We start from the raw sequence: 17715 nt of genomic DNA, 5'->3' as shown, positions 1-17715 counted from the left end.
AATGTCCTCCGCCTTCGTCACCAGGAAGTTGTGCTTCGTGATCGGCATCGTGATCCCACAGATGTCCGCCTCCTGGAAGGCATCCGTACCGATCGCCTTGGAGGCGACCTGGCCGGTGATCGCGACGATCGGGACGGAGTCCATGTGCGCGTCGGCGATCGGGGTGACCAGGTTGGTCGCACCGGGGCCGCTGGTCACCATGCAGACGCCGACCTTGCCGGTCGCCTGGGCGTAGCCGGTGGCGGCGTGGCCCGCGCCCTGCTCGTGGCGGACCAGGATGTGGCGCACCTTCTTCGAGTCCATCAGCGGGTCGTAGGCCGGGAGGATGCAGCCGCCGGGGAGACCGAAGACGGTGTCCGCGCCCACCTCTTCGAGAGAGCGGATGAGGGACTGCGCACCCGTGACGTGCTCGACGGGTGAGGTCGGTGCGCCGTTACGGGGCCGCGGCTGCGGATGGTGCCCGGTGGCCTGCTCGGTCATCAGCATCTCTTCTCGAAGCAGAGGGTTTTTGCGAAGTGTTTTACGAGGGTTTGCGGCGGTTTCAAGGTGAGTCGGTGCAACAAAAAACCCCTCGTGCCGTGAGGCAAGCGAGGGGAGCGCGTCGGGTGCGTTCTAAGCCGGGCCTACGGTGACCCTGCTTCAGCCGACGCGCTTTCCAAGTACGAGAATTCGGGTGCGCATGGCACTGACCCTCTCCCTCAGCCCGCTTCACTGTCAAGTGGGTGGGACGGGCGTCTCATCATGTGAGCGGATCGAGGGGCGGTTTCCGGCTGGTACGGGGATCGCCCCGGGCAGCGGGTACTCGTCCCGGACCAGGGCCCTGCGCAGCCGGTACTCGTCGAGCGGGCCCGAGAAGGCCATGCCCTGGGCATGGGTGCAGCCCATGGCGCGCAGGGCGACGACCTGCTCCGGCACGTCCACGCCGTCGGCGACGGTGCGCACGCCCAGGTCGACGGCGATGCGGAGCACGCCCCGGGTGATCTTGCGGAGCCGGGCGGACTCGACCACGCCCTCGACGAGCCCCCGGTCCAGCTTCAGCAGGTCGACGGGGAGCCGCCGCAGGGCGTTGACCGCCACGTGTCCGCTGCCGAAGCCGTCGAGCGCGATCCGCACCCCGAGCCTGCGCAGGGCGACCAGGCGCTGCTCCAGCTCGTCGAGCGGGATCCGGGGGTCGCTGTCGGCGAGCTCGACGATCAGCGAGCCGGACGGGAGGCCGTGCCGGGTAAGCAGGGACTCGACGGAGCCGAGCGGCAGCGAGCGGTCCAGGAGGCGCCGGGCGGAGAGGCGGATGGAGACGGGGGTGCGATGGCCGATTCCCGCCCGTTCGGCGGCCTGCTCCACGGCCTCTTCGAGGAGCCAGCGGCCGAGCTCGGCGGTGCGCTCGCCGTCGTCGGTGACGCGGAGGTACTCGGCGGGGGTGAAGAGGATCCCCTGGGCGGAGCGCCAGCGGGCCTGGGCGCTGACGGCGGCGATCCGGCCGGTGGCCAGGTCGACGACCGGCTGGTGGAGCAGGGCGAACTCGCCGTCGTGGAGGGCGGTGCGCAGCCGGGCGGCCAGCTCGGTCCGCCGGACGACCTCGGCCTGCATCTGGGGGGCGTAGAGCTCGACGCGGTCCTTGCCGGCGGCCTTGGCGCGGTACATGGCGAGGTCGGCGTTGCGCAGCAGGTCGCCGGCGTCGGTGCCGGGCTCGGCGAAGGCGACGCCGATGGAGGCGGCGACCCGCACCTCCTGGCCGCCGTCCAGGCGGTACGGCCGGGAGAGCGTGAGCCGGAGCCGGTCGGCGATCTCCTGGACCTGGTTCCTGCGGGCCGCCCGGTCGCGGCCGCCGTCGCCGAGGATGAGGGCGGCGAACTCGTCGCCGCCGAGCCGGGCGGCCGTGTCCCCGGCCCGTACGGAGTCCTGGAGGCGGCGGGCGGCCTGGACGAGGAGTTCGTCGCCGGCCTGGTGGCCGAGGCGGTCGTTGACGCCCTTGAAGCCGTCGAGGTCGATGAAGAGCACGGCGGTGCCGGGGTCGGAGGAGCGGCGGCCGCCGAGGGCCTGCCGGACCCGCCGGGTGAAGAGGGCCCGGTTGGGCAGGTCGGTGAGCGGGTCGTGCTCGGCGTTGTGCTGGAGCTGGGCCTGGAGGCGGACGCGTTCGGTGACGTCCCGGCTGTTGAAGATCAGGCCGCCCTGGTGCCGGTTGACGGTCGACTCGACGTTGAGCCAGTCGCCCCCGCCCCCGGCCTCGCCCGAGCGGGAGGCGCCCCCGTGGCCGGAGCGGAAGCGGCACTCGATCCGGGTGGTGGGCTCCTCGGCGGGCGAGGCGGCGAGGAACCGCCGCACCTCGTGGACGACGGCGCCGAGGTCCTCGGGGTGGATGAGGGCGGCGAGTTCGGTGCCGATGAGCTCGTCGGCGTCCCGCCCGTACACCCCGGAGGCGGCCGGACTGACGTAGTGGAGCCTGCCGTTGGGCGCGGCGATCATGATGACGTCGCTGGAGCCCTGCACGAGCGACCTGAAGTGGTTCTCCTTGTGGGCCAGTTCGTGGGTGAGGGCGATGTTGTCGAGGAGCATGATGCCCTGCCGTACGACGAGGGCGAGGACCACCGCGCAGCCGGTGAGGACGACGACGCGGTCGACCCGGCGCCCCTCGACCACGTTGTAGAGGATGCCGAGGGTGCAGACGGCGGCGGCGAGGTACGGGGTGAGGGCGGCGAGCGAGCCGGCGACCGGGCGGCTGTGCAGCCCCGGGCCGCGCGCGGCGGCCGCGCCGTCCGGGAGCCGGCGCACCCCCCAGGGCGCGTAGGCGAGCAGCAGGGAGCCGGCGAACCAGCCGGCGTCGAGGAGCTGGCCGGAGGCGTAGTTCTCGCGGAGCAGCGGCGAGGTGAAGAGGGCGTCGCACAGGACGGTGAGGGCGAGGGCGGCGATCGCGGTGTTGGTCGCGGAGCGGTTCGCCTGCGAGCGCCGGAAGTGCAGGACGAGCACCATGCTGACGAGGACGATGTCGAGCAGGGGGTACGCGAGGGACAGCGCGGCCCGGGCGACGGACTCGCCCTCGAAGTGGGCGTTGCGGGCGAGGGCCAGGCTCCAGGAGAGGGTGAGCAGGGAGCCGCCGATGAGCCAGGTGTCGAGCCCCAGGCAGACCCAGCCGGCCCGGTTGGCGGGTTTCTTGGCCAGGACGAGGAGGCCGACGATGGCGGGCGGCGCGAAGAGCAGGAAGAAGAGGTTGGCGACGGAGAAGTCCGGCACCTCGGTGCGCAGGACGACCTCGTACCAGCCCCACACCGCGTTCCCCGCGGCGGCCATGAACGAGGAGAAGGCGAAGAGCAGCCAGGCGGGGCGGGCGCTGCCGCGGTGGGCCCGGGCGTAGAGGTAGCAGGAGACGGCGGCGGTGAGGGCGGCGGCGCTCAGTCCGAAGTCGCCCATGAAGAGCGCCGTCTGCGGCGAGCCCCAGCCGAGGGAGGCGCCGGTCGTGTAGCCCGCGCAGAGCAGCCCCAGGGCGACCTGGGCGAGGACCGCCCCGGCGCCGGGGCGCCCGGGTGCCGGGGGCGCCGGGTCCGCCGGGTCCCCGTCGCCGACGGGGCGGCGCGCGAGGACGGCGCCGGGGGCGCTCACCGGGCCCTCCGGCGCCGGGCTCCCGCACGCGGCCGCGTCGTGCGGCCGGGCGGGCGGCTCGTCGGCACGCCCGGGGGCGTGTCCGTCGCAGTCGTGGGGGCCGGGGGCGCCGTGGTCCGGGGGCGTGCCGCCCCCGGCCACCGGGCGCCCGCAGGTGTCCGGCGGCCCCGTCGGGTCTGGCGACCGGTGCGGCGCGGTCTGGTCCGGCACCGAGCACACGAGGCCGGCGACGAGGCGCGGAAGGCCGGCGGCCGGCGGCGCCGTCGTGTCGGACCGTCGGTCCTCAGGCCGTGCTCCACCCGTCGCCCCCCTCGGAATCTGATGTCCCGTCACTTCGCTCCCCGGCGTCAGCCCGTACTCGACGCAGTCCCCCGCTCCGGGACGATACACCAGGTTGGTCACTCAGGGACAGGGTCGCAGTACTCTCCGTGACGACCAGGGGCGTTGTGTCCGGTGTGCGCCGGCGTGCGCCGCCCGGAGGCGGCTCAGCCGGTGGTGAGGAGGACGTTGGTCAGGTCCTCGCCCGCCGCGAACCGCCGCAGCTGTCCCGCGATCAGCCGCTTCGCCCTCGGCATGAAGGCGGAGGTGGAACCACCCACGTGGGGGCTGATCAGGACACCGGGAGCGTGCCACAAAGGGTGCCCGGCCGGCAGCGGTTCCGGGTCCGTGACGTCGAGCGCCGCCGTGATCCTGCCGCTCCCGGCCTCCTTGAGCAGCGCGTCCGTGTCGACGACCGGGCCCCGGGCGACGTTCACCAGGAGTGCCCCGTCCTTCATCCGGCCGAGGAACCCGGCGTCGGCGAGGTGCCTGGTGGCGGGCGTGAGCGGGGTGGAGAGGACGACGACGTCGGCCTCCGGGAGGAGCGCCGGCAGGTCGGCCAGGGCGTGGACCGGGCCGCGCCCTGTGGTGCGCGCCGAGCGTGCGACGCGCGCGACCCGCGCGCACTCGAAGGGCGCGAGCCGGTCCTCGATCGCGGCGCCGATCGAGCCGTATCCGACGATCAGGACGGACTTGTCGGCGAGCGCCGGGTAGAAGCCGTCCCGCCACTCCTCGGCGTCCTGGCCGCGCACGAATCCGGGGATGCCGCGCAGCGAGGCCAGGATCAGGGCGAGGGCGAGTTCGGCGGTGCTGGCCTCGTGCACGCCCTTCGCGTTGCACAGGGCGACGCCCGGCCGCAGCGATCCGATGCCGGGGGTGACGTGGTCGATGCCCGCGGACAGGGTCTGCACGACCCGGACCGAGGTTATGCCGCCCATCGGCCGGACGGCGATCTCCGAGCCCTTCATGTACGGGACGACGTAGAAGGCGCAGTGCGCGGGATCGGCCGGGAAATCCGGCCCGCCGTCCCAGAAGCGGTAGTTCAGGCCGGACTCGCCCGGCTCGGGAAGATCTTCGATCTCGTCCGCGGGAATCGGGAGCCACACGTCGGCGGCCGTGTCTTCGCATCTCATGTCCGGGAGGCTATGCGAAGAATCCCGTGCCCCATTGGTTACTTTGGGGGCGGCACAGGGAGGGGTACCGGCAGGTGGAGCGCAGGACTATCGGGGCGGCGGCGCTCGACGTGGGTGCGATCGGCCTGGGGTGCATGCCGATGCACTGGGCGTACAGCCGCTCGCAGCAGCGCGGGGACCGCTCGCTGCGGACCGTGCACGCGGCCCTCGACGCCGGGGTGAGCCTGCTCGACACCGCCGACATGTACGGCCCGTTCACCAACGAGCTGCTCCTGGGGCGGGTGTTGAAGGAGCGCCGGGCCGACGCGTTCGTCTCGACGAAGTGCGGGCTGCTCGTCGGCGACCAGCACGTGGTCGCCAACGGGCGCCCGGGGTACGTGCGTCGGGCCTGCGACGCCTCGCTGCGGCGGCTCCAGACCGACGTCATCGACCTGTACCAGCTGCACCGGGCGGATCCCGAGGTGCCGGTCGAGGAGACCTGGGGCGCGATGGCCGAGCTGGTGTCGGCGGGCAAGGTGCGGGCGCTGGGGCTCTGCGCCGTCGGCGCCCGGTCGGGACGCCGGGGCGCGGGCCGCGACGGCTACGAGGGAACGATCCGGCAGCTGGAGCGGGTCCAGCAGGTCTTCCCGGTGGCGGCGGTGGAGGCCGAGCTGTCGGTGTGGTCGCAGGAGGCGCTGGCGCGGCTGCTGCCCTGGTGCGCGGCCCGGGGCGTCGGCTTCCTGGCGGCGATGCCGCTGGGCAGCGGCTTCCTGACCGGGACGCTGACCCCGGGCGGCGGTTTCGAGCCGGACGACCCGCGGGCCCGGCACCCCCGGTTCACGGCGGAGATGATGGCGGCGAACCAGCCGCTCGTGGCAGGACTGCGGCGGGTGGCCGCGCGGCACGGTGCGGACGTCACCCCGGCGCAGGTGGCCCTGGCGTGGGTGCTGGGCCGGGGGCGGCACGTCGTGCCGGTGCCGGGGGCGAAGCGGGAGCGCTGGGCGGTGGAGAACGCGGCGGCGGCCTCGCTGCGGCTGACGGCGGCGGACCTGACGGAGATCGCGGCGCTCCCGGCGCCCCGGGGGTCCTGGGACTGAGCGGTCCGGGGCCGGCCGGCCCGGCCGGGAACCTCGCCGGGCCGGCGGGTGTTCTCAGGGGTAGGGATGCCGTTCGACCCGTCGAGCCCGCCGGACCCTCCGAAGGGGAGCGCGCCATGAAACGTCCTGTCGTCCTGAAGGCCCTGGGAGGCGCCGCCGCGCTGGTCCTGGCGGCGGGCTGCTCCTCGGGGGGCGCGTCCCCGGGGAGCGCGGAGGAGCGCCCGGCGACCGCCCCGTCGTCGGCCTCCGCGTCCGCACCGGCCCCCTCCGGGACCCCCGGGACCTCCGCGCCCCCGGCCGCCGGCCGGGTGACGGTGGCGGGGACGCTGACCGAGGGCCTGAAGTCGCCCTGGGGGCTCGCGGAGCTGCCCGGCGGCGACCTGCTGGTCTCCTCGCGGGACGAGCGGACGGTCACCCGGATCGACGGGCGGACCGGCGCGAAGAGGCCGCTCGGCGAGGTGCCGGGGGTGGTGCCGGGCGGCGAGGGCGGACTGCTCGGCCTCGCGGTCCGGGACGGGTGGGTGTACGCGTACCTGACGGCGTCCTCGGACAACCGGATCGTGCGCATGCGGTACGGGGGCGGGGCCGGCGACCGGCTCGGCCCGCCGGAGCCGGTGCTGACCGGCATCCCCAAGGGGTTCACGCACAACGGCGGGCGGATCGCGTTCGGCCCCGACGGGATGCTGTACGCGGGGACGGGCGAGACCGGCGAGACCGGTCTGGCGCAGGACCGGGAGTCGCTGGGCGGGAAGGTCCTGCGGATGACGCCGGAGGGCCGGCCGGCGCCGGGCAACCCCTTCCCGGGCTCGGTGGTGTACTCGTACGGCCACCGGAACGTGCAGGGGCTCGCCTGGGACGCGGACGGGCGGCTGTGGGCGGCCGAGTTCGGGCAGAACACCTGGGACGAGCTGAACCTGGTCGGGGCCGGGAAGAACTACGGCTGGCCGGAGGCCGAGGGGCGGGCGGGCAGGAAGGGCTTCGTGGACCCGGTGGCCCAGTGGAAGACCTCGGAGGCCTCCCCGAGCGGGATCGCGTACGCGCGGGGGTCGATCTGGATGGCCGGGCTCAGGGGCGAGCGGCTGTGGCGGGTCCCGCTCTCCGGGGCGGAACGTTCCGGGGAGCCCGAGGCGTTCCTGGAGGGCGACCACGGACGGCTGCGGACCGTGCTCGCGACGGGCGGCGACCGGCTGTGGCTGGTGACCAACGAGACCGACACCCGGGGGACGCCCGGGCCCGGCGACGACAGGATCCTCCGCCTCCGGGTGGAGTGAGGGAGGCGGGACCGTGTTCGATCCGATGGCGGAGCTGTTCGCACCGGGGCGGCGGCACACCGAGGAGGAGCGGCAGCGGCTCGCCCTGACCCGGGAGGACCAGGGGGACGCGGATCCCGGGCGCGGGCCGGTGGACCTGCGGTCGGGGCGGGTGACGATACGGGTCCCGCGCCCGGAGGAGCCGTCCGGCGGCGGGTCAGCGGGGCGCGGCGACCAGGTGCAGGCGGTGGGCGAGGGCGGCGGCCTCGCCCCGGCCGGCGACCCCGAGCTTGGCGAGGATGTGGGAGACGTGGACGCTGGCCGTCTTGGGTGAGATGAACAGCTCCCCGGCGATCTGGCGGTTGGTGCGGCCGGCCGCGACCAGGCGCAGCACGTCCTGCTCGCGGGGGGTCAGGCCGAAGGCGTCGTCCACGGGCTCCGCCGGTGCCGGGGGCCGCTCCTCGGGCGCGAGGGAGAGCCGGGCGCGGGCGGCGAGGAGTTCCACGTCCTCGCGGAGCGGGCGGGCGCCGAGCCGGTCGGCGGTGGCGCGGGCCTCCCGCAGCAGGGCCGCCGCCTCCTCGCGCCGGCCGCCCTCGACGAGCAGGGCGTCGGCGAGGCGGTAGCGGGCGCGGGCCAGCTGGGCGGGGCGGTCCAGCGGCTCGTAGGCGGCGACGACCTCGGCCCAGCGGGCGGCGGTCTCGCGGCCCTCGGCGCGGGCCAGCTCCTCGGAGACCTGCCGGGAGTGGGCGGCCCAGACGGGGACCGGGGCGGCCAGGGCGCGCAGGCAGCGGCGGATCAGGGCGAGCGCCTCGTCGCGGCCGTCGTCGGCGGCGGGCAGTCCCCGGCTGTCGGCCTCGGCGGTGACGGCGGTGAGGACGAGCGGCCAGCCGTAGCGGTGGGTGCCGGGCGGGAAGCCGCCCCGCTCGGCGGCGGCGAGCTCGGACCGGACGTCGGCGACGCGGCCCTCGGCGGCGGCCACGGCGACCGCGACCTGGGCCATGGGCAGGGTGTACTGCGGGATCGGGTCGCGGGTGCCGTAGACGGCCCGCGCGTCGGCGAGGTGGCGGGCGGCGGCGTCCGGTTCGCCCCCGGCGGCGGCGAGCTGGGCGAGGCGGAGGGAGGCGGAGCCCCGGGGCTTGGTGCTGGTGGCCGAGCGCAGCAGCCGCTCGGCGGCCTCCCGGACCTCGTCCCAGCGGCCCAGGGAGAAGAGGGACTCGGCCCGGTTGGCCTCGGCCCAGCCGACGCTGTCGACGAGTCCGTACGTACGGGCGAGGCGGATGCCGGCCTCGGCGGTCTCGACGGCCTCGTGGGAGCGGCCGAGGGACTCCAGGGCGGAGGCGATGTTGATGTGGGCGCGCGCGGTCTCGGTGAACTGGCCGAGGACGGTGGTCCGTTCGCGCACCTCGTGCATCGCGGCGAGGCCGGTCTCCACGTCGCCGGCCGCGACCATGATGGTGCCGAGGGTGAGGCGGGCGTTGAGCTCGATCGACTCGGCCTTGACGAGGCGGGCGTACTCGACGGCGCGTTCGGCGGCGGCGAGGGCGTCGGGGCCGGGGTCGCGCAGCATGCCCCAGCCGGCGGCGCCGACGAGGACGACGGCGTGGACGGCGGAGGGCGGGAGGCCCTTGACGAGCTCCTGGGCGCGGGCGATCTCCTCGCGGCCGTCGCCCCGGCCGAGGTTGGACTGGAGGCGGGCCTTCTCGGTCCAGAACCAGGCGGCGCGCAGGGGGTCGCGCTCCTCCTCGCCGCCGAGGAGCCGCAGCGCGGTCCTGCCGATCTTGAGGGCGCGTTCGCGTTCGCCGCTGAGCCGGGCGGCGACGGCGGCCTCGGCGAGCAGGTCGAGGTAGCGCAGGGGGGTGGTCTCGGGGTCGCAGCCGCAGGGGGGATAGGTCTCGGCGTAGTCCACGGGGCGCAGCGAGTCCCGGACCCCGGCGGGGGCCTCGTCCCAGAGTTCCATGGCCCGTTCGAGGAGCCGGAGCTGCTCGGCGTAGGCGTGGCGCTTGCGGGTGGCGACGGAGGCGCGCAGCACGGCGGGCAGGGCCTCGGCCGGGTCGTGGGCGTGGTACCAGTACGTGGCGAGCCGGGTGGCGCGCTCGTCGGCCCGGACGAGCGCCGGGTCGGCCTCCAGGGCCTCGGCGTAGCGGCGGTTGAGGCGGGAGCGCTCGCCGGGCAGCAGGTCGTCGCTGACGGCCTCGCGGACGAGGGAGTGCCGGAAGCGGTAGCCGTCGCCGTCGGGGACGGCGAGCAGGATGTTGGCGCCGACGGCGGCCCGCAGCGCCTCGATGAGGTCGTCCTCGGCGAGCCGGGCGACGGCGGCGAGGAGGCCGTACTCGACGGTGGAGCCGCCCTCGGCGACGATCCTGGCGACCCGCTGGGCGTCCTCGGGGAGGGCCTCGACGCGGACGAGGAGGAGGTCGCGCAGGGAGTCGCCGAGCCGTCCGGGGACGCAGCCGGACTCGTGGGAGACGACCAGCTCCTCGACGAAGAAGGCGTTGCCGTCGGAGCGTTCGAAGACCTCCTCGACCAGGCCCGGGTCGGGTTCGGCGGCGAGGATGCCGGTGAGCTGGCGGTGCACCTCGGCGCGGGTGAAGCGGGGCAGTTCGATGCGGCGGATGGTGCGGAGCCGGTCGAGTTCGGCGAGGAGGGGGCGCAGCGGGTGGCGGCGGTGGATGTCGTCGGCGCGGTAGCTGGCGACGACCACGATCCGGCCGCGCCGCAGGGTGCGCAGCAGGTAGGTGAGCAGGTGGCGGGTGGAGGTGTCGGCCCAGTGCAGGTCCTCCAGGACGAGGACGAGCGTGCGGTCGGCGGCGAGCCGTTCCAGGAGCCGTACGGTCAGCTCGAAGAGGCGGGCGGTGGAGTCCTCGTCGGCGGGGTCGTGGCCGCCGGGGTCGCCCAGTTCGGGCAGCAGCCGGGCGAGTTCGCCGTGCTGGCCGTCGGCGGCGGCGGTCAGCTCGTCGGGGAGCAGGCGCCGGAGCGCGCGCAGGGCGGCGGAGAAGGGGGCGAAGGGCAGTCCGTCGGCGCCGAGCTCCACGCAGCCGCCGAGGGCGACGACGGCGCCCCGGTCGCGGGCCGTGCCGGTGAACTCCTCGATGAGCCGGGTCTTCCCGACGCCCGCCTCGCCGCCGACGAGCAGGGCCTGGGGCTCTCCCGCGGTCGCGCGGGAGAGCGCCTCGGTGAGGGCGGTGAGTTCGCCGGCCCGGCCGACGAAGACGGGGCTGACGGACCTGGTCTCCACGGAGCCGAGCATCGCACAGGCGTCCGCGGGGGCGCTCGTACGGGGGCCGGAGGCCACCGGGAGGGTCACGCGGCCCGGACGAAGCCGCCGGGGCCGCCGTCGTCGTCCACCGGCCCCTCCGCGTCCCGGCCCCCGCTCCGGCGGCCGGGGCGCGGCTCCCGGCCGGCGGACGCGGCGGCCTCGCGGGACAGGCGCCGGGCGGCGGCCTCGCGGACGAGCTGGGCGTGGTTCATGCGGTCGATCTCGTACTCGAACACGGGTGCTCCCTGGGTGGGTCCGGTGGGGCGTCGCCTCTCGCGACGCCTCCACGGTCGTCTCCCAGGGGGTCCGGTCGCATCGGGCGTGTGCCGCATGTTCGGGGCACGGGGGTCCTTAGGCGCGGCCCGCCGAAGGGGTGCCGGGGGCCTTAGGACGTCGTTTCTGATGGCGTGATCGTTCGTTGAGCGGTGCACGACCGATCGGGTGTAACAGCTCGTGCCCGATGAGTCGTGGACCTGGTTTCGGTGCGTGGCGCCCCCGGTGGAGGTGAAGCGCCCTCAGGGTGGGGCCGGCGACGTGCGGGTGACCGCGAGGCGTCGGCGGCGACTGTCTCCGGGGCGGCGTCGGGAGGGCGCCGGCGTACTCGATCCCCGCTTCAAGGGGCGGCAACCGCCCCCTGGCTTTCGTGTCCGCCGGGCAGCCACAGTCCGAACAGGGCGCCGTGTCCCGGTTCGCTGGTCACGCTCACCGAGCCGCCGTGCAGCTCGGTGAGGTCGCGCACGATGGCAAGGCCGAGTCCGCTGCCGCCGGACTGCCGGGTGCGGGACTTGTCCGCGCGCCAGAAGCGGTCGAAGAGGTGCGGCAGGTCGTCCTCGGCGATCCCGGGGCCGGTGTCGCGCACCTCGATGCGGATGCCCCCGCCGGCGCCGGGAGCCGCCTCCTCCTGGTCGGCGGGGTGACCGGTGAGGGTGACCGCGCCGCCCGCGGGTGTGTGCCGGATCGCGTTGGTCACGAGGTTGCCGACCGCCTGGCGCAGCCGTGCGGGGTCGGCATCCAGCCACAGGTCCTCGTCCGCGTCGACGGTGAGGGTGATCCGCTCGGCCTGCGCGCGGGCCTGGTGGCCCGCAGCGACCTGGTCGAGGAGGGAGCGCAGGGGGGTCGGCTCGGTGTGGAGGGTCAGCCGGCCGTCGTCGAGGGCGGCGAGGTCGCGCAGGTCGTCGATGACGTGCTGGAGCAGAAGGGCTTCGTCGTGCAGGGAGTCGATGTACGCGGTGTCCGCGGTGGCGACGCCGTCCTGGGCCGCTTCCAGCCATCCGCGGATGTTGCTGAGCGGAGTACGCAGTTCGTGGGCGATGTCGCTGATCATGGCCTTGCGCTGGTTCTCCAGCCGCGCACGGTGCTCGGACAGGTCGTTGAAGGCGGCGGTGAGCCTGCCGATCTCGTCGTGGCCGCGGACGGGTACGGGCGCGCCGCCGTCGGCGTTCTTCATCTGCTGGGCGGCGCGGGTCAGGTTGCGCAGTGGCCGGACCACCGGCGAGGCGGCGAGGAGTGCGGCGCCCATGGAGAGGGCGAACACCAGGGCCGCCAGGCCGGCGACTTCGGCGGTGCTGCGGGAGGAGAGGCCGAAGGCGGTGTGTTCGGCTCCGGTGGTCGGCCCCAGGGACAGTCTGGCGGGTGGGGCGACGTGGGCCTTGAGCTGTTCGCGGCGGCTCTGCGCGACGCAGGAGGTGATGTCGTCGCTGTTCGCCGTCGTCGTGCCGGTCGCCGTCGTGGACCAGGAGAAGTCGAGGCCGACCCGGATGCCGGAGATGCCGGTCCCGCGCAGGCACGCGGCCACGAGGGTGTCGAGCTGGTCCAGGGCCCTGCGTTCCGTGTCGGTCGTGGTCCGTTCCAGGACCCGCTCGCACAGGGGGGCGGGGCTGGGGGTGGTGGAGCGGCCGAGGTGACGGATGGCGGGGCGGCCGTTGGGGGCGGTGTCGACGGCGGCCTTGATCCCGTTCCTCTCCAGACACGCCACTTCTTGTTCGGCGTAGCGGACCAGACGGGCGCGTTCGGTCCCGGTGAGGCGGTAGGGCCCCACCGCGCGGGGGTCGATCCGGCCCCCGGTGCCGTGTGTGCCGGGCGAGGCCGCGTCGAGGGGGGCGGTGTCGAGGGCGAGCGGGTCCAGCACGGCCGCAGATCGTGCGGGAGGAGGGGAGGTGTGCGGCGCGGAGTCGGCGAGGAGCCGTTGGTCCAGTGAGGTCAGGACGATGTGCCGGCCGGTCTCCTCGGACAAGCGGCGCACGTCGGGACCGGCGCCGTCCCAGGAGGTGTGGGTGGCCGCGTAGCCCAGGAGCCGGTCACGGATCCGGGCGTCGTCGGCGGCGATCTGCCCCTGCTCCCGCTCGATCGCCCCGGTCGCCGTCCTCGCGGTCAGCCAGGCCGTGGCGGCCACGCTGCACGCGCCGACCACGGCGGAGACCAGGAACAGCCGGAACAGCAGCCTCCTGTGCAGGGGGACGCGGCCGTACGGTTCACGACTCGGCACGCGTGGCTCCGGGAACGGTCTCACCGCTGGTTTCCTCGTCCTGTTCTCCGGCCGGACGGGCCGACGCGGACTTGCCGGGCCGCTCGGTGCCGTCGGGTGGCAGGAGTTTGTAGCCGACCCCGAAGACGGTGACCAGCCGACGGGGGGTGCGGGGGTCGTCCTCGGTTTTTCTGCGCAGGTTCATGATGTGCATGTCCACCGCACGGGAGGTGGTGTAGTGGCCGAAGCCGTGCAGCACGTCGAGGAGCCGGTCCCGGGTGAAGACCTGCCCCGGCCGGGCGGCCATCGCGGCGAGCAGCCGGAACTCTCCGGGTGTGCACTCGACGGGGCGGTCGTTCACCGTGACCTCGTGCCGCTCGGGACTGACCCGCAGCGCCCCCACGCGCAGGTCGCCGTCGTCTGCCTGCGGCGGACCGCTCCGCGCTGTTCGGCGCAGCAGCGTACGCACGCGGGCCACGAGCTCCCGCGGGCTGTAGGGCTTGGTGATGTAGTCGTCCGCACCGAGGTCGAGACCGAGCAGCAGATCGTCCTCGGTCGATCGGGCGGTCAGCAGCAGGACCGGCAGCTCACGGCCCTCGGCCCGCAGGACGCGCAGCACGTCGAGCCCGTCGACCCGCGGCATCATCCAGTCGAGGACGGCGAGGTCGGGCTCCCGCAGACGGATCTGGTCAAGCGCCTCCCGGCCGTCATGGACGGTCCGGACGGTGTGCCCCTCCCGCTCCAGATAGCGGGTCACCAGCTCGGCCTGCTTTCGGTCGTCCTCGGCGACCAGGATGTGCGCGCGCATGGCGACGATCGTAAGTCACAGGCAACCGGCCAGCTGGCCCGTTCCTTGTGCCACGGCCCTGCCGCTCGCGCCCTCCCCACCGGAATCAGGCAAGTTCCTGACGACTCCCTGACACGGCTCGACTACCAAGGAGCCATGACCGCCGCTCCTTCCGCCCGCCGGGCCCGCCGGGCACCCGGTGCCCTCTCGCTGACCCTGTCCCTCAGTCTGGTCGGCCCGCTCGCCCTGCCCGGTGCCGTGGCCGCCGCGACAGCCCAGTCCGCTCCCCAGCGGTGGACACAGCCGGTCGGCTCCACCTTCCCGAAGCACGGCCCGCAGCGGAAGGAGGCTCCCGTCAACGCGTGCGTGCCGAAGCGGCTGCGCGACAAGGCGGTCAGCTTCACGGCCGCGGACGGCGTCCGGCTGTCCGGTCTCGTCCTGGGCAGCGGGCCGCGGGGCGTGGTCCTCTCGCACGAGAACGGCTGGAACATCTGCAGCTGGCTGGCGTTCGCGGAGGAGCTCGCCGCCGCCGGCTACCAGGTCGTCGTCTACGACCAGCGCAATGTGCACGGCGGGGCTTCCGAGCGCGGCGGCAGGGCCGACAACCTGCACTTCGACCGGGACGTCCGAGCCGCGGTCCAGCAGCTCAGGAACCGGGGCGCGACACGCGTCCTCGCGGGCGGAGCCTCCATGGGCGGTACCGCGACCGCGACCGCCGCCCCCGGGATCCCCGGCCTCGTCGGCCTGCTCATCCTGTCCTCGCCCCGCGCACTCCCGGCGATGAACCCCCTCCCGGGACTCGCCGAGGTGACGGTGCCCTCCTTCTTCGCCGCCGCCACGGGCGACCAGACCTTCGCCGACGAGGTACGGGCCCTGTACGAGGCGTCCGGCGCGAAGGACAAGCGGATCCGCATCCTCGACAGCCACGTGCACGGCGTCGACATGATGGAGGACGGCACGGCGGGGGCACGCCTGCACGACCAGGTGCTGGCCTTCGTCGGCGACGCCTTCCGCAAGGCCGGCGCATCCGCACCTCCGGTCCCCCCGGCCGACCACAGTGGCACGCCGCCGTCCGAACCGGCCGGATCACCCGCCACCCACGCCGCGGACGAACCGCACACGCCCCGGGCGGCGACCCGGGCCGGCGAGGAAGCGGACAGCCTGCTGCCTCTCGGCACGGGGGCAGCGTGCGCCCTTCTCACGGCAGCGGCCGCCTGGACCGCCAGGACCAGGCTGCGAGGACGAGGCGTCCGACGCCGCCGCTGAGCATCCGCACCGGGCCCCCACGCGCCACCGGGCGGTGCTGCTCGGACGACGACGCGTACGGCAGTGGGGCCCAAGCGCTGTCCCTCCGCGTGGCTCAGGTGCGACAGCAGGCATCCACCGGGCCGGTCCATGATCTTGCGGACGGCCTCCGGCCGCGAGAGGCCGTCCGCCATCGCGACCAGCGCCCGGTCCGGGCGGACGATCAGCTCCGCGATCAGCTCGTGCCCCTCTCCAGCCGGTCCAGGACGCGTGCCGGCTGCGCGTCAAGGAGCCGGAGAGACACCACCCGGCCCTCCGCAGCGGGAGCTGGTCAGTGACGAGAGGCCGTACGCGGCGCGGAACGCGCCGAGCGGCCAGTGGTCCCGGCACCTTGTCGTGGTGCCGAAGAGCGAACGGGCGGCGGGCCCCTCCCACCGGCCGGCACATCGGTGCCCCCGGCGCCCGGCGCCGAGGGCGACGGCCGGGCGGGCCGGACGGCGGCGGTCGGCCCGCCCGGCCGGGGCGACCGGGCGGGCCGCGGGATCCTCCCACCACGACGGGGCGGGTTCGTCGCCGCGCGACCGCGCCACGCACAGCCGGCGCGAGCTGTCCGGCGAATCGCACCGACGCGCGTGTCGCCCGGCGCGGCATCGACGGGGACCCCGCTGACGCCGTGCTGCGGAGTCGACTCCGTCGCCCGGTGGTGAAGTCGATGTCCACGACACGGACGCTCCGTGCCGGGCGCCCCGCGGCCTCCAGCCCTCCAACGCCCGGAGCACCACGGGCCCGTCCGTCGACTTCGTCGTCCTTGAGTTCGGGCCGTGGGCCCGCACCTGTCGGGCCGCGGCCCAGAACCTCCTGCCCACCGGCTGCGGTGCTCGCCCCCGGATCGAAGGGCCGGCCCCGAGCCCCAGGCCGTCGGCCGGGCTCACGGTGACGGGATCCCCGGAACCCTCACGGAAGCGGATGAGCGCCGGCCGAGAACGGACGACCTTCCGACATCGTCCTGACAGGTCACTGACACGTGAGAACGACAATGGCGAGCCTCAGGCGTCCGGGACGGCGTGCCGGCCACGTGCCGACCCGCCCGCGACGATCGGAGACGACCCGAAAGGCAGGACACCGAATGACGGTGAAACACCGCGGCCGGCCCTCCTCCGCGAGGCCCGCCCGCAGAGCCCGCACGGCCGCGATCGCCGCCGCGGCGGCGATCGCGGCGACAGCGGTCGCGCCCTTGGTGGCATCGGCCGGCGAGGCCGCTCCCGGCCCACGGCCCGGCCAGGAGGCGCCCCGTACCGAGACCCGGGAGGTGGGCGAGGTCCGGTACGACCTCGGCGACCGGGCGTTCACCCCGCCCGCTCCCTACGAGGGCCGAACCGAACTCACCGCCGTCGTCCACTACCCGAAGGATCTCGGACGCGGTAGGCATCCCCTGATCGTGATGCAGCACGGCCTGTGGCACACCTGCGCGGACGCCAAGGCGCAGGCCGGGCTGAAAGCCGCGGAGAAGGCCCTGGCCGAAGCCGAGAAGGCCGGTGACGAAGCAGAGGTGGCACGCCGGCAGAAGCTCGTCGAGAAGGCGACCGGCCCCCTGTGGTCCTGGCCCTGCCGGGACGGAGTCGCCCCCCTGCCCAGCAGTTCCGGCTACGACTACCTGGCCAGGGACCTCGCCCGGCAGGGCTTCGTCGTCGTCTCCATGGGCGCCAACGGGATCAACGCGACCAGCGGCGGCCAAGCCCCCTCGGTGTACCAGGCCCGCGCCGCGCTGATCAACAAGCACCTGGAGCTTTGGCGGCAACTGTCCCTGGGGAAGGGCCCTCTGAAGGGCAGGCTGAAGGACACGCGGACCGGCGAGGCGAGCCGCGCGGAGTTCACCGGCCACGTGGACCTCGGCCGGGTCGGCACCCTCGGCCACTCCATGGGCGGCGGCGGAGTGATGCAGCACGCCTCCGACGACCGGCACGCCGCCTGGCCCGAAGGCGTCGAGGTGAAGGCCGTACTCGGTCTCGCCCCCACCGCGACCTGGGACAACGAACCTGTCACCAAGGTCCCGCTCGCCGTCCTGTGGGGCACCTGCGACCAGGTCAACACCGGCAGGTACATCGACTGGAACAAGAACAAGAACCAGGCACCGCTGTACGGCGTCACCCTGACCGGCGGCAACCACAACTACGTCAACACCCAGTGGTCCCCGCGCAGCGGACAGGTCGGCGCGAAGAACGACGCCGTCCCCGGCCGGCGACCCGGACACTGCCTCTCCCAGGACGGCAAGGAACAGGAACACCGCGAACTGAACGAAGCGACCCAGCGCCGCATCACCACCGCCTACACGACCGCCTTCTTCCGACGCCACCTCCTGAACGACGCCTCCGCCGACGCCCTGCTCACCGGCGAGCAGCAGTCGCCGTACGCGCCGGACGCGGTCCGCGTGGAGTACGTCCGGCCCCACCGTCCCTAGGGAGTGTCCGGGCTCGCGTTCGTAGCGGCGGTGGAGCCGGCGGCAGCCGGTGAGCCAGGACGTGGTTCGTTCGATGGCCCAGCGGTGGTGTCCGAGCCGCCCGGAGGTCTCGATGCCACGGCGGGCGATCCGTG

Annotated in this window: 12 protein-coding genes; 5 read left to right on the top strand and 7 right to left on the bottom strand. The window is 74.6% G+C overall.

All coding sequences use genetic code 11. From position 1 onward, the window contains the following. The 3 genes from ADL08_RS25870 to ADL08_RS25860 all read right to left on the bottom strand — a co-directional run. The coding region (locus ADL08_RS25870; protein WP_267889587.1) for a thiamine pyrophosphate-binding protein at positions 1-486 on the bottom strand (486 nt) is incomplete at its 3' end. A gap of 228 nt (positions 487-714) precedes the next feature. Further along, positions 715-3594, bottom strand: coding sequence for an EAL domain-containing protein (locus tag ADL08_RS25865; protein ID WP_053647031.1), 2880 nt, complete (start codon positions 3592-3594; stop codon positions 715-717). Positions 3595-4079: 485 nt separating this feature from the next. Further along, on the bottom strand, positions 4080-5045 hold the full coding sequence (locus tag ADL08_RS25860) for a 2-hydroxyacid dehydrogenase (protein WP_199837089.1): 966 nt from the start codon (positions 5043-5045) through the stop codon (positions 4080-4082). Positions 5046-5119: 74 nt separating this feature from the next. Between ADL08_RS25860 and ADL08_RS25855 the strand changes: the two genes are divergently transcribed. The 3 genes from ADL08_RS25855 to ADL08_RS38415 all read left to right on the top strand — a co-directional run bounded on the left by ADL08_RS25855 (position 5120) and on the right by ADL08_RS38415 (position 7705). Next, on the top strand, positions 5120-6121 hold the full coding sequence (locus ADL08_RS25855; protein WP_053647022.1) for an aldo/keto reductase: 1002 nt from the start codon (positions 5120-5122) through the stop codon (positions 6119-6121). A 116-nt stretch (positions 6122-6237) separates the two neighbouring features. Next, complete coding sequence (locus tag ADL08_RS25850; protein WP_199837088.1) at positions 6238-7392, top strand: PQQ-dependent sugar dehydrogenase; 1155 nt, start codon at positions 6238-6240, stop codon at positions 7390-7392. A 25-nt stretch (positions 7393-7417) separates the two neighbouring features. Further along, positions 7418-7705 (top strand): DUF6191 domain-containing protein, encoded by a 288-nt coding sequence (locus ADL08_RS38415; RefSeq protein ID WP_324610454.1) that lies wholly within the window; start codon positions 7418-7420, stop codon positions 7703-7705. Here ADL08_RS38415 and ADL08_RS25845 read toward each other — a convergent pair. From ADL08_RS25845 to ADL08_RS25830, 4 genes are all read right to left on the bottom strand, one after another. Next, positions 7589-10618, bottom strand: a complete 3030-nt coding sequence (locus ADL08_RS25845) for a helix-turn-helix transcriptional regulator (RefSeq protein ID WP_053647019.1) — start codon at positions 10616-10618, stop codon at positions 7589-7591. The two genes, ADL08_RS38415 and ADL08_RS25845, sit on opposite strands and share 117 nt — an antisense overlap. Positions 10619-10671: 53 nt before the next feature. Next, entirely contained in the window at positions 10672-10863 is a 192-nt protein-coding gene (locus tag ADL08_RS25840) for a hypothetical protein (RefSeq protein WP_053647017.1), read from the bottom strand. A 377-nt stretch (positions 10864-11240) separates the two neighbouring features. After that, the gene (locus ADL08_RS25835) at positions 11241-13112 is read right to left on the bottom strand and encodes a sensor histidine kinase (protein ID WP_234352249.1); all 1872 of its coding nucleotides are present in this window, start codon (positions 13110-13112) and stop codon (positions 11241-11243) included. Then, on the bottom strand, positions 13099-13899 hold the full coding sequence (locus ADL08_RS25830; protein ID WP_078968423.1) for a response regulator transcription factor: 801 nt from the start codon (positions 13897-13899) through the stop codon (positions 13099-13101). Before ADL08_RS25830 ends, ADL08_RS25835 begins: the two co-directional genes overlap by 14 nt. A gap of 135 nt (positions 13900-14034) precedes the next feature. On the opposite strand from ADL08_RS25830, the gene ADL08_RS25825 reads away from it, so the two are divergent. Next, a complete protein-coding gene (locus ADL08_RS25825; RefSeq protein ID WP_053647013.1) occupies positions 14035-15144 on the top strand; it encodes an alpha/beta hydrolase in 1110 nt (369 codons plus the stop codon). Between the two features lie 1105 nt (positions 15145-16249). Continuing rightward, positions 16250-17581 (top strand): alpha/beta hydrolase, encoded by a 1332-nt coding sequence (locus ADL08_RS25820; RefSeq protein ID WP_053647011.1) that lies wholly within the window; start codon positions 16250-16252, stop codon positions 17579-17581. Positions 17582-17715: the final 134 nt, after the last annotated feature.

The organism is Streptomyces sp. NRRL F-6492 (assembly GCF_001280125.1).
Taxonomy (GTDB): Bacteria; Actinomycetota; Actinomycetes; order Streptomycetales; family Streptomycetaceae; genus Streptomyces.
Note: the sequence above shows the minus strand (reverse complement) of the source record. Positions and strands in the feature narration are given on the sequence as shown.

Excerpts from the sequence above, each read along its gene's own strand:
- ADL08_RS25860 (WP_199837089.1), bottom strand. The coding sequence starts at position 5,045 with ATGAGATGCGAAGACACGGCCGCCGACGTGTGGCTCCCGATTCCCGCG.
- ADL08_RS25850 (WP_199837088.1), top strand. The coding sequence starts at position 6,238 with ATGAAACGTCCTGTCGTCCTGAAGGCCCTGGGAGGCGCCGCCGCGCTG.
- ADL08_RS38415 (WP_324610454.1), top strand. The coding sequence starts at position 7,418 with ATGGCGGAGCTGTTCGCACCGGGGCGGCGGCACACCGAGGAGGAGCGG.
- ADL08_RS25845 (WP_053647019.1), bottom strand. The coding sequence starts at position 10,618 with ATGCTCGGCTCCGTGGAGACCAGGTCCGTCAGCCCCGTCTTCGTCGGC.
- ADL08_RS25830 (WP_078968423.1), bottom strand. The coding sequence starts at position 13,899 with ATGCGCGCGCACATCCTGGTCGCCGAGGACGACCGAAAGCAGGCCGAG.
- ADL08_RS25825 (WP_053647013.1), top strand. The coding sequence starts at position 14,035 with ATGACCGCCGCTCCTTCCGCCCGCCGGGCCCGCCGGGCACCCGGTGCC.
- ADL08_RS25820 (WP_053647011.1), top strand. The coding sequence starts at position 16,250 with ATGACGGTGAAACACCGCGGCCGGCCCTCCTCCGCGAGGCCCGCCCGC.